The 14295-nt window shown below is 41.9% G+C and carries 15 protein-coding genes; 2 read left to right on the top strand and 13 right to left on the bottom strand.

The window, feature by feature from the left end; genetic code table 11:
* Positions 1 to 200 precede the first annotated feature (200 nt).
* From recG to VJ09_RS15675, 7 genes are all read right to left on the bottom strand, one after another.
* Positions 201 to 2270 (bottom strand): ATP-dependent DNA helicase RecG, encoded by a 2070-nt coding sequence (gene recG, locus VJ09_RS15705; RefSeq protein WP_230199168.1) that lies wholly within the window; start codon positions 2268 to 2270, stop codon positions 201 to 203.
* The gene (gene sdaAA, locus VJ09_RS15700) at positions 2251 to 3138 is read right to left on the bottom strand and encodes an L-serine ammonia-lyase, iron-sulfur-dependent, subunit alpha (RefSeq protein ID WP_044642562.1); all 888 of its coding nucleotides are present in this window, start codon (positions 3136 to 3138) and stop codon (positions 2251 to 2253) included. Before sdaAA ends, recG begins: the two co-directional genes overlap by 20 nt.
* A gap of 69 nt (positions 3139 to 3207) precedes the next feature.
* Complete coding sequence (gene sdaAB, locus VJ09_RS15695; RefSeq protein WP_044642561.1) at positions 3208 to 3867, bottom strand: L-serine ammonia-lyase, iron-sulfur-dependent subunit beta; 660 nt, start codon at positions 3865 to 3867, stop codon at positions 3208 to 3210.
* 18 nt (positions 3868 to 3885) lie between these two features.
* Entirely contained in the window at positions 3886 to 4752 is an 867-nt protein-coding gene (locus tag VJ09_RS15690; RefSeq protein WP_044642560.1) for a DegV family protein, read from the bottom strand.
* Positions 4753 to 4951: 199 nt separating this feature from the next.
* A complete protein-coding gene (locus VJ09_RS15685) occupies positions 4952 to 6649 on the bottom strand; it encodes a DAK2 domain-containing protein (protein WP_044642559.1) in 1698 nt (565 codons plus the stop codon).
* A 12-nt stretch (positions 6650 to 6661) separates the two neighbouring features.
* Positions 6662 to 7027, bottom strand: a complete 366-nt coding sequence (locus VJ09_RS15680; protein WP_044642558.1) for an Asp23/Gls24 family envelope stress response protein — start codon at positions 7025 to 7027, stop codon at positions 6662 to 6664.
* 379 nt (positions 7028 to 7406) lie between these two features.
* Positions 7407 to 7970, bottom strand: coding sequence for a hypothetical protein (locus tag VJ09_RS15675; protein WP_044642557.1), 564 nt, complete (start codon positions 7968 to 7970; stop codon positions 7407 to 7409).
* A gap of 500 nt (positions 7971 to 8470) precedes the next feature.
* Here VJ09_RS15675 and hmpA point away from each other — a divergent pair, with 500 nt between their 5' ends.
* Positions 8471 to 9727 carry an NO-inducible flavohemoprotein gene (hmpA, locus tag VJ09_RS15670; protein WP_044642556.1) on the top strand — a complete coding sequence of 419 codons (1257 nt, stop codon included), beginning with the start codon at positions 8471 to 8473 and terminating at the stop codon, positions 9725 to 9727.
* Positions 9728 to 9738: 11 nt separating this feature from the next.
* On the opposite strand, the gene VJ09_RS15665 is transcribed toward hmpA, so the two are convergent.
* Complete coding sequence (locus VJ09_RS15665) at positions 9739 to 10245, bottom strand: Crp/Fnr family transcriptional regulator (protein WP_044642555.1); 507 nt, start codon at positions 10243 to 10245, stop codon at positions 9739 to 9741.
* A 250-nt stretch (positions 10246 to 10495) separates the two neighbouring features.
* Between VJ09_RS15665 and rpmB the strand changes: the two genes are divergently transcribed.
* A complete protein-coding gene (rpmB, locus tag VJ09_RS15660) occupies positions 10496 to 10684 on the top strand; it encodes a 50S ribosomal protein L28 (RefSeq protein ID WP_044642554.1) in 189 nt (62 codons plus the stop codon).
* 454 nt (positions 10685 to 11138) lie between these two features.
* Here the strand turns inward: rpmB and spoVM are convergent, their stop codons facing one another.
* The 5 genes from spoVM to rsgA form a co-directional block, all read right to left on the bottom strand.
* Positions 11139 to 11225 (bottom strand): stage V sporulation protein SpoVM, encoded by an 87-nt coding sequence (gene spoVM, locus VJ09_RS15655; protein WP_044642553.1) that lies wholly within the window; start codon positions 11223 to 11225, stop codon positions 11139 to 11141.
* 75 nt (positions 11226 to 11300) lie between these two features.
* Positions 11301 to 11975, bottom strand: a complete 675-nt coding sequence (locus VJ09_RS15650; RefSeq protein WP_044642552.1) for a thiamine diphosphokinase — start codon at positions 11973 to 11975, stop codon at positions 11301 to 11303.
* A 121-nt stretch (positions 11976 to 12096) separates the two neighbouring features.
* Positions 12097 to 12666: an energy-coupled thiamine transporter ThiT gene (gene thiT, locus VJ09_RS15645; RefSeq protein WP_044642551.1), complete on the bottom strand. Its 570-nt coding sequence runs from the start codon at positions 12664 to 12666 to the stop codon at positions 12097 to 12099.
* On the bottom strand, positions 12663 to 13343 hold the full coding sequence (gene rpe, locus VJ09_RS15640) for a ribulose-phosphate 3-epimerase (RefSeq protein ID WP_044642550.1): 681 nt from the start codon (positions 13341 to 13343) through the stop codon (positions 12663 to 12665). Before rpe ends, thiT begins: the two co-directional genes overlap by 4 nt.
* A gap of 1 nt (position 13344) precedes the next feature.
* Positions 13345 to 14235 (bottom strand): ribosome small subunit-dependent GTPase A, encoded by an 891-nt coding sequence (gene rsgA, locus VJ09_RS15635; protein WP_044642549.1) that lies wholly within the window; start codon positions 14233 to 14235, stop codon positions 13345 to 13347.
* Positions 14236 to 14295: the final 60 nt, after the last annotated feature.

Genomic DNA, 14295 nt, shown 5'->3' with positions numbered 1-14295 from the left:
CCGTAACAGTTGAAACATATTATTTTGGTGCTAGCTCCATGTCATCTATGATTCAGTACATATTTTACTTGTTTGGTTTGATCATTCTTGCCTTGGCTACTTTCTCTTGCAAATGCCCTATCTACTGTTTTAAACTATCTCCTACTGCTTCTAATAAAAAAAAGGCAGATGGTAGCTCACCCCATCATGCCTTTTTCTTTTTAATCAAATGTAATTACTTGTATATTTTTTTCCTGAAGGTACTCAACCAATCTGCTAAACTCCGGATTTTGTAGAAAATCTTTTCGTTCTACCATTTCCATCGCATCATGTCTCGCTACTTCCAATACTTTTAGGTCTTGCTCTAAGTCCGCGACTCGGAAATGAGGCAATCCACTTTGCTTCACTCCAAGAAAATCTCCAGGTCCCCGTATCTCTAAATCACGTTGTGAAATTACAAATCCATCTGTCGTTTCCGTCATAACTCGCATCCGTTCCACTCCTGTCTCCGATTTCGGATCTGCGACTAGGATACAAGAGGAAGCACCACCACCACGGCCTACCCGTCCTCTGAGCTGATGGAGCTGAGCGAGCCCGAATCGATCCGCGTCATAAATCACAATAGCGGTAGCGTTGGGCACATTTACCCCTACCTCTACTACGGTTGTGGAAACCAGAATCTGTACTTCATTGTCAGAGAACGCACGCATTACCTCTTCTTTTTCAGTAGCATTCATTTTGCCATGAAGGAGACCAACACGAAGGGGAGATAATTCAACCGTTAGTTGTTCAAAAAGCTCTTGTGCATTTTGCAGATCTAGTTTCTCCGATTCCTGAATGAGTGGACAAATCACATAAGCTTGTCGACCAGACTGACATTCCTTTTGAACAAACTCCAGTACTCGTGGGAATGCATCTTTTTTGACCCAATAGGTACTAATTGGCTCTCTTCCCGCTGGCATCTCATCGATTGTCGATACGTCCATCTCCCCAAAAGCGGTGATCGCAAGTGTCCGTGGGATGGGAGTAGCTGTCATCGATAAAATATCGGGATGAAGCCCTTTTTCCCGTAATGTGGCACGTTGTTTTACCCCAAAGCGGTGCTGTTCATCGGTAATTGCGAGCCCTAGTTGGCGGTAATGTACTCCTTCTTGAATTAAAGCATGCGTCCCCACTACGATATCTGCCAAGCCCATCTGGATCTCTGCCAATGTATCTCTTCGATTGCGTGCGGTCATGTTACCAGTGAGTGAGACCACTTTAACGCCATATGGTGAAAGCAAGGACTGAAGTGAATCCGCATGTTGTTCTGCGAGAATCTCGGTTGGAACCATCAAAGCGCCTTGGTAACCAGCTAGATAATTGGCATAGAGTGCGATCGCAGCTACTACTGTTTTCCCTGATCCTACATCTCCTTGCACCAAGCGATTCATCTGTACTGGCTTCTCCATATCTACAAGAATTTCTTCAACCACTCTTTGTTGGGCGCCAGTAAGTGGGTAAGGTAGTGCTGCAATCCATTGGTCAATCCGCACACGATCCAACTCACGCTCAATTCCTTTTGCTTCCGTTCGACTAGTATGGCGTAGCCACATCAACTGTAATTCATACAAAAATAATTCTTCATAGACTAGCCGACGTCTCGCTACCATCCCTTCTGAGACATTTTTAGGAAAATGGTACTTGTACATTGCTTTCGCCCGGGTAGCTAATCGATACTTGGAAACCAACTCTTCAGGAAGATTTTCTGCTATTTCTTTCCCATATGTGACAAATGCTTGGTAGATCAAATTTCGCAGCCAATACATTTTGATATGAGAATTTATCGAGTAAATTGGTTCTAACTGACCAATGCGCTTTTGTTGTTCTTTCTCTCCTAAAACTGTCTTATCTGCTAATATTTCTAGCTTATGCCGATCCCATTTTCCTGTAACTAAGATTTTGGTACCTGCTTGAAGTTTCTCTTTTAGATATGCTTGATTGAACCATACTACGGAAACAAAAGCGCCTGCCACTTGAATGCGCGCAAATAGTCGGGAGCGTTGTTTTCCGTACCATCGCATACTAGTAGCACCATAGATCTCGCCTAACACTGTGACTTTCGATTCATGTTCAGCAGTGGCAAGGTCTGTAACTTGATAATCTTCATAACGAAATGGAAAATAGCCTAACAAATCTTCAACTGTGTGGATTCCCAGTTCCGCTAGATACTCTTTCTTTTGCGGACCTACACCTGGCAGCTTATCGACATAAATCTCGTTTAACGACAAATTATTTATTGGTGTTGCCAAAAATCTTCCGCTCCAATGCTCTCCCAGTCTCTGTATCTGCTAAGCCTCCAAGAGCTGTCTCACGCAGAGATACAGGCATATCACGTCCAATTTTGTACATGGCACTAATCACTTCATCTGTTGGGATCACACTCTGTACTCCTGCCATCGCCATATCTGCTGCCACCATCGCAATCGCAGCTCCCATAGCATTTCGTTTGACACAAGGAGCTTCTACCAAACCCGCCACTGGATCACAGACCAGACCTAACATATTTTTGAGAGCAATAGCCACCGCTTGAGCTGATTGAGATGGTGTGCCACCTGCCATCTCTACAACCGCTGCTGCTGCCATCGCTGTTGCCGAGCCTACTTCTGCTTGACACCCACCTGCTGCACCAGAGATACAGGCATTATTGGCAATAGTGTAGCCGATCGCACCTGCTGTAAACAACGCACGCACCTTGCTCTCTTCTGAGGATTGCAGTTTTTCTCCTGCTGCAGAAATCGTCCCTGGTAAGATTCCACATGCTCCTGCTGTCGGGGTTGCCACAATAATCCCCATTGCAGCGTTGACTTCCGATACTGCTGTCGCTCTAGAAACTGCTCTTAGTACCGTATCTCCTGATAGGAGTACTGGTGCATTTTGCCGATAGTCGTTTACTTTCCTTGCATCCCCACCAGATAGTCCGCTTTGCGAACGAATTTCCTCCGTTAATCCACGCTGTACAGCATCTTCCATTACTTGTAGATTGTGCCGCATCTCTTCAAAAATCTCTTCTTTTGATCGATTCATTACAATACTTTCTTGTTCCAACATTACATCCGAAATCGAGATTCCTTCTGCTTCTGCTAAGGCCACTAATTCTGCTACATTTTTAAACTTCATCCGTTATCCCTCCCATGGCGGAAAAGACCGACCTAATGGCGGACGGCCTTTTCCCTTTTCGAATTTATATTAATGAAGCACCGTCACAGCTAACATCCCTGATAGCTTTCGGATCTCTTCTTGTATTTTGGTTCCTACCTGCTGATCCGTCTCGATGGACATAAGGGCAGTAGACCCTTTTTCTTTACGAGATACTTGCATAAATCCAATATTGATCTCATGATGTGCGAGAATCGTAGCTACTTGCGCAATGGCTCCAAAGCGGTCTTCATGTAATACCAAGAGAGCTGGATCATTGCCTGATAGTTTCAGTTCAAACTGATTTAACTCTACGATCTCCATTTTACCGCCACCGATCGAGATCCCCACCACTTCTACACTACCTTTTTCATCTTCTAAACGTAGACGTGCTGTATTGGGATGATCAGCTTCCTCATCTGATTCTACAAATTGGATTTCAATCCCTTTTTCCTCGGCAATTTCCAAAGCTTGAGGAATGCGTTGATCAAAGGTATCAAAATCCATTAGCCCACCTGCTAAAGCAATATCCGTCCCATGTCCACGATACGTTTTGGCAAATGAACCATATAGCGTAATCGTCACCTTTTGTGGCTCTCGTCCAAAAATGGTACGAGCAGCTCGACCGATTCTCGCTGCTCCTGCTGTATGAGAACTAGAAGGACCTATCATAACAGGTCCAATAATATCAAAAACGGTACGGTACTTCATCTTTCTATCCCCCCGAAATTACTTCGTATGAGGTACCAAAACTGCAGCTACTGTACCAGCACCAGTATGCGTTCCTACCACTGGACCGATTTCAGAAATAACCGCATCTTGTATATCATATCCATCAAGAGCACGAATGGACTCTAGGAATGCTTCTGCTTCTGCTGGGCTTTCGGAGTGAATGATCCCAACTGAGACAGGTCCTGCTGGAATTTCTTCTCGGATGAGTTGAAAGATCTTTTGTTGTGCTTTATTTCGTCCTCTTACCTTATCCCGAGGGTAGATCTCCCCTTCACGGTTAATCCCCAAAATAGGTTTAATATTGAGCAAAGAGCCTACCATTGCAGATGCTTTCCCGATCCGGCCACCTTTTTGAAGGTACTCCAAAGTGTCGACTAAGACAAATATTTCTTGAGTCTTGGAATAGTGTTCTACTATTTCTAAGCACTCTTCCAAACTTTTTCCTTCTTTAGCAGCACGAGCTGCTGCCACTACAATGAGCCCACTACCATAAGAAGCAGAACGTGAATCATAGACTACAATCTCCGCAGAGGGATTTTCTATCATCGATTTTGCAAGTGCAGCAGATTGATATGTTCCACTCATCGCAGAGGAGAGATGAATAGCAAGAATATGAGTGGCACCATCCGCTATCGCTTGTTCATAGGCTAGCTGAATCTCCATCGGGCTAGGTTGTGAAGTGGTAGGCAATTCTTTTGCCGACTTCAACAAACGATAGAATTCCTCCGTTGTCAGATCTTCACCAGGTGTATAAGTCTTACCCTCTAATTGAACTCGCATCGGAATAACCTGAATGTTAAGTTCTTCTACCAAAGATGCTGGGATGTCCGCCGCACTATCTGTTACAATCTTCACTTTGGTCATCAGTCTCTTTCTCCTCTTTTCTGATCTAGATGGGGCAAAAGCCGCCTATCGGGCTGAACCAACAGACGGCTTTTGAAATAGATAAAAGTCTTGAATCCATTACACTAACTCCGAGCATCTTGATCAAACTCGCTCCATTATTTTTGACAAAGTCGCTCTCTAGCTCAAGATACTCTCCGTTATATTTTGTGTAGAGGCTCTACTCAACTGAGAACAAAAAGTAATATAATGGCTGACCACCGTAGTACACTTCACATTCTAACTCTGGGAAGCGATTTTCTAGGCGATTGGTTAGGTCGTTCACTTGATCTTCGGTAACCTCTGCACCATACAGAATGGTTAGGATCTCTGCACCGTCTTCTGCCATCTTCTCAACTAATTGATAAGATGTATCAAGCATGTCCGTTCCAGTTAGCACGATCTTCCCTTCGCGAATTCCTAGGAAGTCATCCTTTTGAATCTCGAGACCATCAATATTGGTGTCCCGTACCGCGAACGTGACCTCACCGGATTGGATGGAGGCGATCGCTTCTTTCATTTTGTTTTCGTTCTTATCTGCTGTATATGATTCTTCAAAGGCTAACAAGGCAGCTAATCCTTGAGGGATGGTTTTGGTTGGTATTACCGTAACGTCCTTTTCTACCAACTCTTGCGCCTGTTCTGCTGCCAAGATGATATTTTTATTATTTGGTAAAACAATAACATGTTTTGCATGAACCTTTTCGATCGCCTTCACAATATCTTCGGTCGAAGGATTCATCGATTGCCCGCCCTCGATCACTTGATCTACTCCCACGCTGGTGAAGATCTTGGCGATTCCATCTCCAGTAGCCACTGCTACAATCCCAAATTCTTTTTCGGGTTCTAGTTCATCTGGTACTACTTCGGCAACTGGCTTAGGTGAACTTGTTACATTTTCATACTGTTCACGCATATTCTCTATTTTGATCCGAATCAAATCTCCGTATTTTTGCGCGTAGGTCATCGCATCTCCTGGATACTCTGCATGAATATGAATTTTGACCAAATCATCATCTGCTACTACTAAAAGAGAATCTCCAAACCGAGAGATATCTTGACGGAAACGTGTCTCATCAAATTTCTCTGTTGGGCGGCGATCTATGTTTAGCTTTACAATAAACTCGGTGCAGTAGCCATACTCAATCTCTGCTGGATCAATCATCGATTGGGCATTATGTGCATGTGCTACTTCTGCTAACTCATCCAAAGAAGTCATAGCAGGAGTTGGAACATCAAATTCAACTTCCATCTCTTGCTCTCCAGTCATGACACTCAACATACCTTCATACACATAAACCAAACCTTGTCCACCAGCATCCACCACACCTGTCTGTTTCAATACTGGTAGCATATCAGGCGTACGAGCAAGTGTCCGCTTTGCTTCATCTAACACCGCAGTCAAAACAACCACTGGATCTTCAGTAGACCAAGAGCGCTTCATACCTGCGTCCGCAGCTTCTCTTGCTACTGTTAAAATCGTACCTTCGACAGGCTTCATGACTGCTTTATATGCGGTCTCTACTCCCTGTTGAAAAGCATCGGCAAATTGACGGGCATTTAGAACCTCTTTGTCCAAAACCGCTTTGGCAAAACCGCGAAACAATTGTGAAAGAATAACACCGGAATTTCCACGCGCTCCCATTAGAAGGCCCTTTGAAAGCGCTTCCGCTAGCTTCCCTACAGTGGTTTCGCTAGCTCGTTTTTCCATTTCCGCAACTCCAGAAGTGATGGTTAGGTTCATATTGGTCCCGGTATCTCCATCAGGAACGGGAAAAACATTTAATGCATTTACTTTTTCAACATGACTTGTCAAGCGTTTTGCACCAGCCCTCATCATATGCAAGAAGAGTGATGCGTCAATCGTATGGTGTGCCAAAACTGCTCCTCCTTACTCTTCGTTGACCAGACGTACACCCTGTACATAGATGTTGACTTGCTGGACTTTTAAACCCACCATTTGATCCAGGGTATATCTAACTTTGGACTGTACGTTATGCGCTACTTCTGAGATTTTGGTACCGTATCCTACAATTATGTACATATCAATGATGATACCAGATGGTTCCGTACGAACTTGAATTCCTTTGGCAAGATTTTCTCGACCTAATAGTTCGGTGATGCCATCTTTTAATTGACTCTGGGAAGCCATTCCTACTAAACCATAGCAATCCATCGCAGCAACTCCTGCGATCGTGGCAATCACATCATTGGCTACTTCTAGTTGTCCGAGATTGGTAGATACTTCTAAGCTCATGTTCATCCTCCTTGAGAGGTTCTTAGACGTTATGATTGCATGATAGCACAATTGTACAATAACCCTAACCATATGGAAAGGGAGAAAGCAAGGAAGAGCTTGTTTTGGTTTCACTGTCAAATCTAGCTTTTGTTATTTAGCAAAGATCATGCATTAACTACTCCCAGCAGACTCTGGTGCGTGGCAAAAACAATGACATTTAACATAATTCTTATCACTTGATTTTCGTAAGAATCGATGTAAATAAGCAAAAAATTCTAAGCTACAACCCTCAAAGACCATAACTTAAAATTTTTTGCTCATATGTTCTTTTAGAGAATTCAGTCATAATTTCTTCTGGATTCCCCATACTATACAAATACTTAACTCCTTACCACACTTAATTACTGACCTCATAAACAATATATTTCCCATCAGTTTCCAAAGGGTATATAGCAGTCATTACTTCCTGTGTAGACCAAACTGATACTTTTTGGCCTTCTTGAAGCTCAAATGGAATACCAACATATAACTTGCCATTTTTCTCGACAAAATATTTCGTCTCTCTATTTGTATGAATAGTTCCCTTTTTCCCAGAATCCGGTTTATTAGGGACTTCTTCAATGAAAATCGATGTTAAATCAATTTTTGCGATTTCCCTACCATCTGAATTATTGGCTGAAGTACTGGTAAAGTTCGCTTTTGTTATGGTTCCAACAATGATAGGCTTGTGATTTTTTATAAAGTCTATTTCTTTTGCATCAGCCAGAATTGGCTTTTGATTTACTGGGATTGAGACACTTTGAGAATTGGGATCAGAGTTCGAATTTTTTTGAGAGTCGGAATTAAAACTGCTAGAGGATTGGCCAGTATTGCTGGTACTTACTATTGCTAAGATATCACTCCTACACCCCGCTAAAAGAAAAAGCAATACAATTATGGGCAAGAGGTTCATGAAGCGCATAAGATCTCCCCTTTTTTCTTCTTTATTTTTTAGACGTATATCAGAGTGATTTTGTTGCATTTTTCTATAAAGAATTTTTAAGCAATAATCTAAGAAATGTTATTTCTTCAAACAAGTATAATGCTAGTGTCAGGGCAATCTTATTGATACTTTGTTGGACAAGCAATTTTTCCAATGTCGATAAATGGGATCTACTATTTACTTAGTTTTTTTTTGGTTCATATACTTAGCCTAGGGATTAGATACCCCTAGGCTTTTAGTCGAAAGTTCATATTACTAAGCTATTTTGTGATAAATTGCACTTGAAACCTTGAATTTTGATTAAAATCAATCAATCTAACATGACTCTTAATTTGTCTTACAATTAAGTATAAACAGCTCTTTTCATTATATTGACTCCATATAAAAAATCATTTTAGATTGTGATTCAAATCACAATGACACCCATTTTTTTCGCATATACTGAAATTGTATTGAAAATAGGAAGCGGGGTAATCAGCATGCTTAGTGAAAAAACGATTCAAATTATCAAATCTACGGTACCCGTTTTAGAAATACACGGAACAGCAATCACAACGCGTTTTTACCAAATGCTATTTGCTAACCATCCAGAATTACTAAATATATTTAATCATGCCAATCAAAAACAGGGTCGCCAACAGACTGCACTAGCCAATGCAGTATATGCTGCAGCGAAGAATATTGACAAGTTGGAGAGTATCCTACCAGTAGTCAAGCAGATTGCCCACAAACATCGTAGCCTAGGAATAAAACCGGAACATTATCCAATTGTAGGAGAAAATCTACTGGCTGCGATCAAAGACGTACTTGGTAGTGCCGCCACAGTGGAAATCCTGCAAGCTTGGGAGGAAGCCTATGGTGTAATAGCAGATGCATTTATCGACGTAGAAGCCGAATTATATGAACAAACAGAGCGAAAGATTGGTGGTTGGATTGGTTTTAGGAAATTTCGAATACAGAAGAAAGTAAAAGAGAGTGACGTAATCACTTCCTTTTATTTAGTTCCAAACGATGGAAAAGCAATAGCCTCCTTTGAACCTGGGCAATATATCAGCTTAAAAGTCGATATTCCAGAGGATACGTACACACATATTCGTCAATACAGTCTTTCCGATGCTCCAGGAAAATCCTATTACCGAATTACCATAAAACGAGAAGATGGAGCAGCAGGATCCGTACCAGCCGGTAGAGTATCAAACTATCTGCACAATCAAATCAAAGAAGGCGATGTTCTCTTGCTCTCAGCACCTGCAGGCGATTTCGTCTTGGATCAACAAGACTCTCGTCCAGTGGTATTGCTAAGTGGCGGGGTTGGACTGACGCCCATGATCAGTATGCTAAATACATTAGTAGAAACGAATCCATCACGCCCTGTAACATTCATTCATGCTGCTCAAAACGGAAAGGCGCACGCAATGAGAGAGCATGTTGAAAAGATAGCCACCAAATATCAACAGGTCAGTGTTTATTGGTGCTACCAAACGCCAACAAATCATGATAGAGCGACCAAAGCTTTTCATAAAGAAGGATATATTGATCTACCTTGGTTACAAACTATCATTCCAACAAAAGAGGCTAGCTTTTATTTTTGCGGTCCCATTCCATTCATGAGAATGCTGTATAATGCATTAAAAACGATGAATATCCCAGTGGAAGATATTCATTACGAATTTTTCGGTCCGTCTGGTAGTCTGGAGTCTGATTCGACAACCCCTTTGGAAAAAGTCACCAATTAGCCCATGTAAATCTACTTAGAGATAACCTCCGCACGCAATAATCTATTCACTGTTTCACGGCGAAGACCGATGAATTGACCTATTTCATCCTGTGTGAGTATGTCAGTTAACGATGCAGGTGCTATATAGGAATGAAACCAGCTTTGGAGCTTACGTAACTTGTCAGCAGGAGAAACTTCGGTTAATTGGTCAATCCGTTGTTGCATCATCCTTAGTTTCTCTTGTAGCTGTAGAGCGATCTCGCGGCACAAAAAAGGATCCTGTTCCAACTTGTGATACCACTGATTTGAAGGTATGACCTCCACCTCACTTGTCATCAGGGCAATCGCACTACCATAGTACGGATTGGGAGAAATTAATGAATGGTGCGGGATCATCTCTTTCGGCACGATAATATTGACTAAAGTTGGTCTTCCATCTTCATGAATACGTACAATTTTCAATAGCCCGCTTTTCAGCTCATAAAGCGGTCCTGTCTCCCCTTGGCGAAATAGGGTATCTCCTTTGTGTAGTATCATCATAGTCCCCTTGTTTCTTAAAAAATGAGGTTCTGATCTCGAAAAGACCTATGCTTGTTCATTATAACAATAAGGAAAATACAATCAAAAAAGAGGGCACCGTACCTTTCTGGTGAAATTAGCTACTTCCATATTTATCCCCAGAATGCTTTTTCCTTTCTTCTTGCTTGTTTTTGCCCTATTGTGCTAAAATACTTGGGTGTCACTTAGTGACTTGAACGTGAGAATGCAATGCCAGGAGGTGCTATATATGGCCCGTCGTTGCTTTATAACTGGAAAGCAAGGTTCCACTGGAAATAAAGTTAGCCACTCGAACCGTAAATCCCGTAAAAAATGGGGCGCGAACGTACAAAAAGTACGTATCATGGTGGATGGTAAACCAAAACGTGTTTACGTCAGCACACGTGCTCTGAAGTCCGGAAAAGTAACCCGCGTGTAATTGCGGGTTCTTTTTTTTAGCCAAAGTAGAGAAAATTATATAAATTATATAGTATATAAATATCAGATCAATACCATCATGTACTCAAGTAGGTGTTTAAATGAATTTCAAGAGATTTTCCATTTACTTCACAACATTTGCTTTCATAACAAGTCTGTTGTATCTAATAGGTCATACCTTTACTATTTCTTGGCTTATGTTCTATCATCAATACCATTCACAGAACTATTTCATTACATCTAGCTCTGTGCTTCCTCTCATAATCGGCTTCTTTATTAGTTATTTCACTGACAAAGTGTATGTTTATCAATACCGTCAAAAACTTGGTTGATCAAAACCAAGTTTTTTTATGGTAGGACTACGTTCTATACAAGTAATTTCTATCAATATGTACTCCTGATCCGGAACTCTTTTTGCTCAAAACAAAAAAGCACCATCAAATAGGTGCCCTTATTTAAATATCTTTCTTTTGAAACATATTTAAAAATACTTTGACCACACCACCTAAAAACTTAGGCAATTTCAACGTATAGAATTTCACTAGTTCTCCTCCTTAGTCTACGAGGTACCTGATCCTCCCCTTTGTTATTTATATTCTATAGTTTCCTACTTGTACCTAGAACAGCGAAACATTTTTTCCATCATCCGATTCACATATGAGACAAATTCCCTCTTGAATAGAGATGGTTGCGATAGGCTCTGCCCATTCATTGCTAATTCCTAAAGTATAGCCACGCATTAGGTGTCCGTTATGGAGAGGATAAGATAGTCCCCTTGTATGAATTCCTCGAACATCTTTGCTGATCGGGAGCAATGAGAGATACTGATAGCTTGTCTTGGCAATCTCCACATTCTCTGGTCCTTGAATGAGTCGTAACCGATTGTGCGGATGATAGATTACCACTTTTACCCCTTTCTCTAAACACCATTCCAATAGTTGGACATTGGCGATCGCATGGTCAAATCTAGCCCCGCCAAGCGTTCCAAACAACGCCACTTCTTTGGCACCTTGACGAATTGCATATTCGAGAGCTGCATGTGTATCTGTCTCGTTCTTTTCCGGTGATAAAACTTGTATATGAATTCCTAACTCCTGCCATTTCGAGAAGCTTTCTTTCCCTGTTGTATCAAAATCACCAATGGCAATATCGGGGATCAGCCCGATCTCCAACAAAGAGAGTACTCCTGCATCAGCTGCAAGGAGCAAATCATCCTCTTGATATATCTCTAGTAGCGACTGGCGATCTAGTTCTCCACCCGCAACAATAATCGTTCGCTCGGTATGATTCATGATTCACTGCCTTTCTGACATTCCTAATCCATAACCCTAAACACAAAAATCTGGATCTAAGGAGTGACTACGTCAATAGCAACGTCAACAAGAGATCCAGATTTGTAAAGTAATTAGCTCTCTATCTTCTCTGATAGTTTGGTTGAATAAGTTGAGGTGCAGAGTAAAGTAAAATGGCCAAAACGATCGTCGCCAATATTATCTCTGGCAAAATATAAGTGGCATTATAGAAGAGAGAATATAAGTAGACCGATTGTCCTTCGGGAGCAAATTCCGCAAAGAAAATAACGCCAGATAAATAATGCATAACAAAACGTAAAATACCCGCTGTAAGCAGCCCGATTCCTGCCCACAGAGCTCTTTGGGACGGATTGGAGTATTTTGTGAGATGAACCCATCCAGCTACCCCCAATGAGGCAAAAGCCAACGGATAATCTAGTAGTACTTGGATCGGGTTGACTCGAAAAGCACTAGGCATAATGGTTAAAACTAGTCCCATGATCAGACCAGTTAAAATCCCAGCTACCAATCCTCTACGAAAAGCAATGAGGGCAATGGGGATCATCACTAAGGTGATACTGCCCCCATTGGGCCAGATTTGAAAAGGACTAATAAATTCATTAAACACGACCGCAATAGCTGCAAAAATCGCCACTTCTAAAAAGGTAATCAATCTAGTAGAAGTGTTCATTTCACTAGCCTCTTCTTGTATCCTGTTTCAGCAGCAGCTCGTAATTCTGAAATCGCAGCAGCTCGGTCTTCACGGCCAAAAACAGCAGACCCCGCTACCAAATTTGTCGCCCCTGATCTCGCTACTTCTGCTACTGTATGGGTGTTTACTCCACCATCTACTTGAATCTTGATATTTTGACCTGCTTCTTGAATCATATGGGCAAAGCTTGTAATCTTTTGTAGCATCGAGGGGATAAGTTTTTGACCACCAAACCCCGGATTGATCGTCATAATTAAGACATAATCAAGGTCAGTTAGAACAGGTCGAATCGTTTCAATTGAAGTCGATGGATTTAACACTACACCAGCACGAATCCCCAATTCTTTGATCTGATAGATCGTCCGATGTAAATGACGACATGCTTCTTGATGGACAGAGATAGAATTTGCTCCTGCTTTATGAAAATCGCCAATATATTTCTCCGGCTCTTCGATCATCAAATGAACATCAAACGGTAGTTTCGTATGCGGACGGATCGCGTCAATTACAAGGGGACCAAACGAAATATTGGGCACAAACCTTCCGTCCATCACGTCTAGATGTAATAAATCAGCTCCTGCTTGTTCGATCTCCACTACTTCTTCTTGAAGTCGAGCAAAGTTTGCTGCGAGGAGTGATGGTGCGATTTGAATCATATTAGTATCTCCTTTGCTGCCATTGTTCTATTTCTTCTAAAAACAAAAGGTAGTGATGGTAACGCGTCTGAGTAATCTTGCTATCTTTTACCGCTTCCTTCACGGCACATCCGGGCTCTTTGCGATGGAGACAACCTCGAAAACGACAATCATGTTGATAAGGTCGAAAATCGGCAAACAGATCACTTAGTTCCTCAGGTTCCATCCCATCAAACGAAAGTTGCGAGAATCCTGGTGTATCTGCTACTTGACCACCATCAGGTAATGGGATTAACTCTACTGTACGAGTGGTATGCTTCCCACGTCCGATCTTGCGGCTCACTTCTCCGGTTTCTAGATCTTGATCTGGCATAATCTGATTCAACAGCGTCGACTTTCCTACACCAGACTGACCAGCAAAGACAGAGATTCTCCCTTGCAGTTCTTTGGCTACCAAATCTATTCCCGATGGTCGCTTGGAGCTAGTCTCTAATACTACATACCCTGCTTGCTCATATGTATGACGGATTTCTCGAATCTCGGTATCATCTTCCACCAAATCTGATTTTGTTAGACAGATGACGATCCGTAGGTTTTCTCTTTCAGCATGGACTAATAAGCGATCCAGTGGCATCTGTTGGAAGTCTGGCTCTCGCAGGGCACAGACAATAATCGCCTGATCTACATTAGCGATTGCGGGACGAATTAGCTCTGTGGTACGTTTTTTTACCTGATAAATCCAGCCTTTCCCTGCTTGATCGATCTCAATCTCCACATAATCCCCAACCAGAGGTTTGGTCTTTTTCTTTTCAAATTTAAAAACTCCACGAGCCTTACACTCCACAACTTCGCCTGATTCTAATGTTACATAATAAAATCCACTTAATGCTCGAACAATTTGCCCGGACGGCATAACATCCCTCGCTTTTCTCAGATTAGCTATTTTTTGGTAGTATAGATGCAGATAAACCGC

This window comes from Risungbinella massiliensis, assembly GCF_000942395.1.
GTDB classification, from domain to species: domain Bacteria; phylum Bacillota; class Bacilli; order Thermoactinomycetales; family Thermoactinomycetaceae; genus Risungbinella; species Risungbinella massiliensis.
The sequence above is the reverse complement of the archived record's forward strand: the minus strand, read 5'-3'. Positions and strand labels throughout refer to the sequence as shown.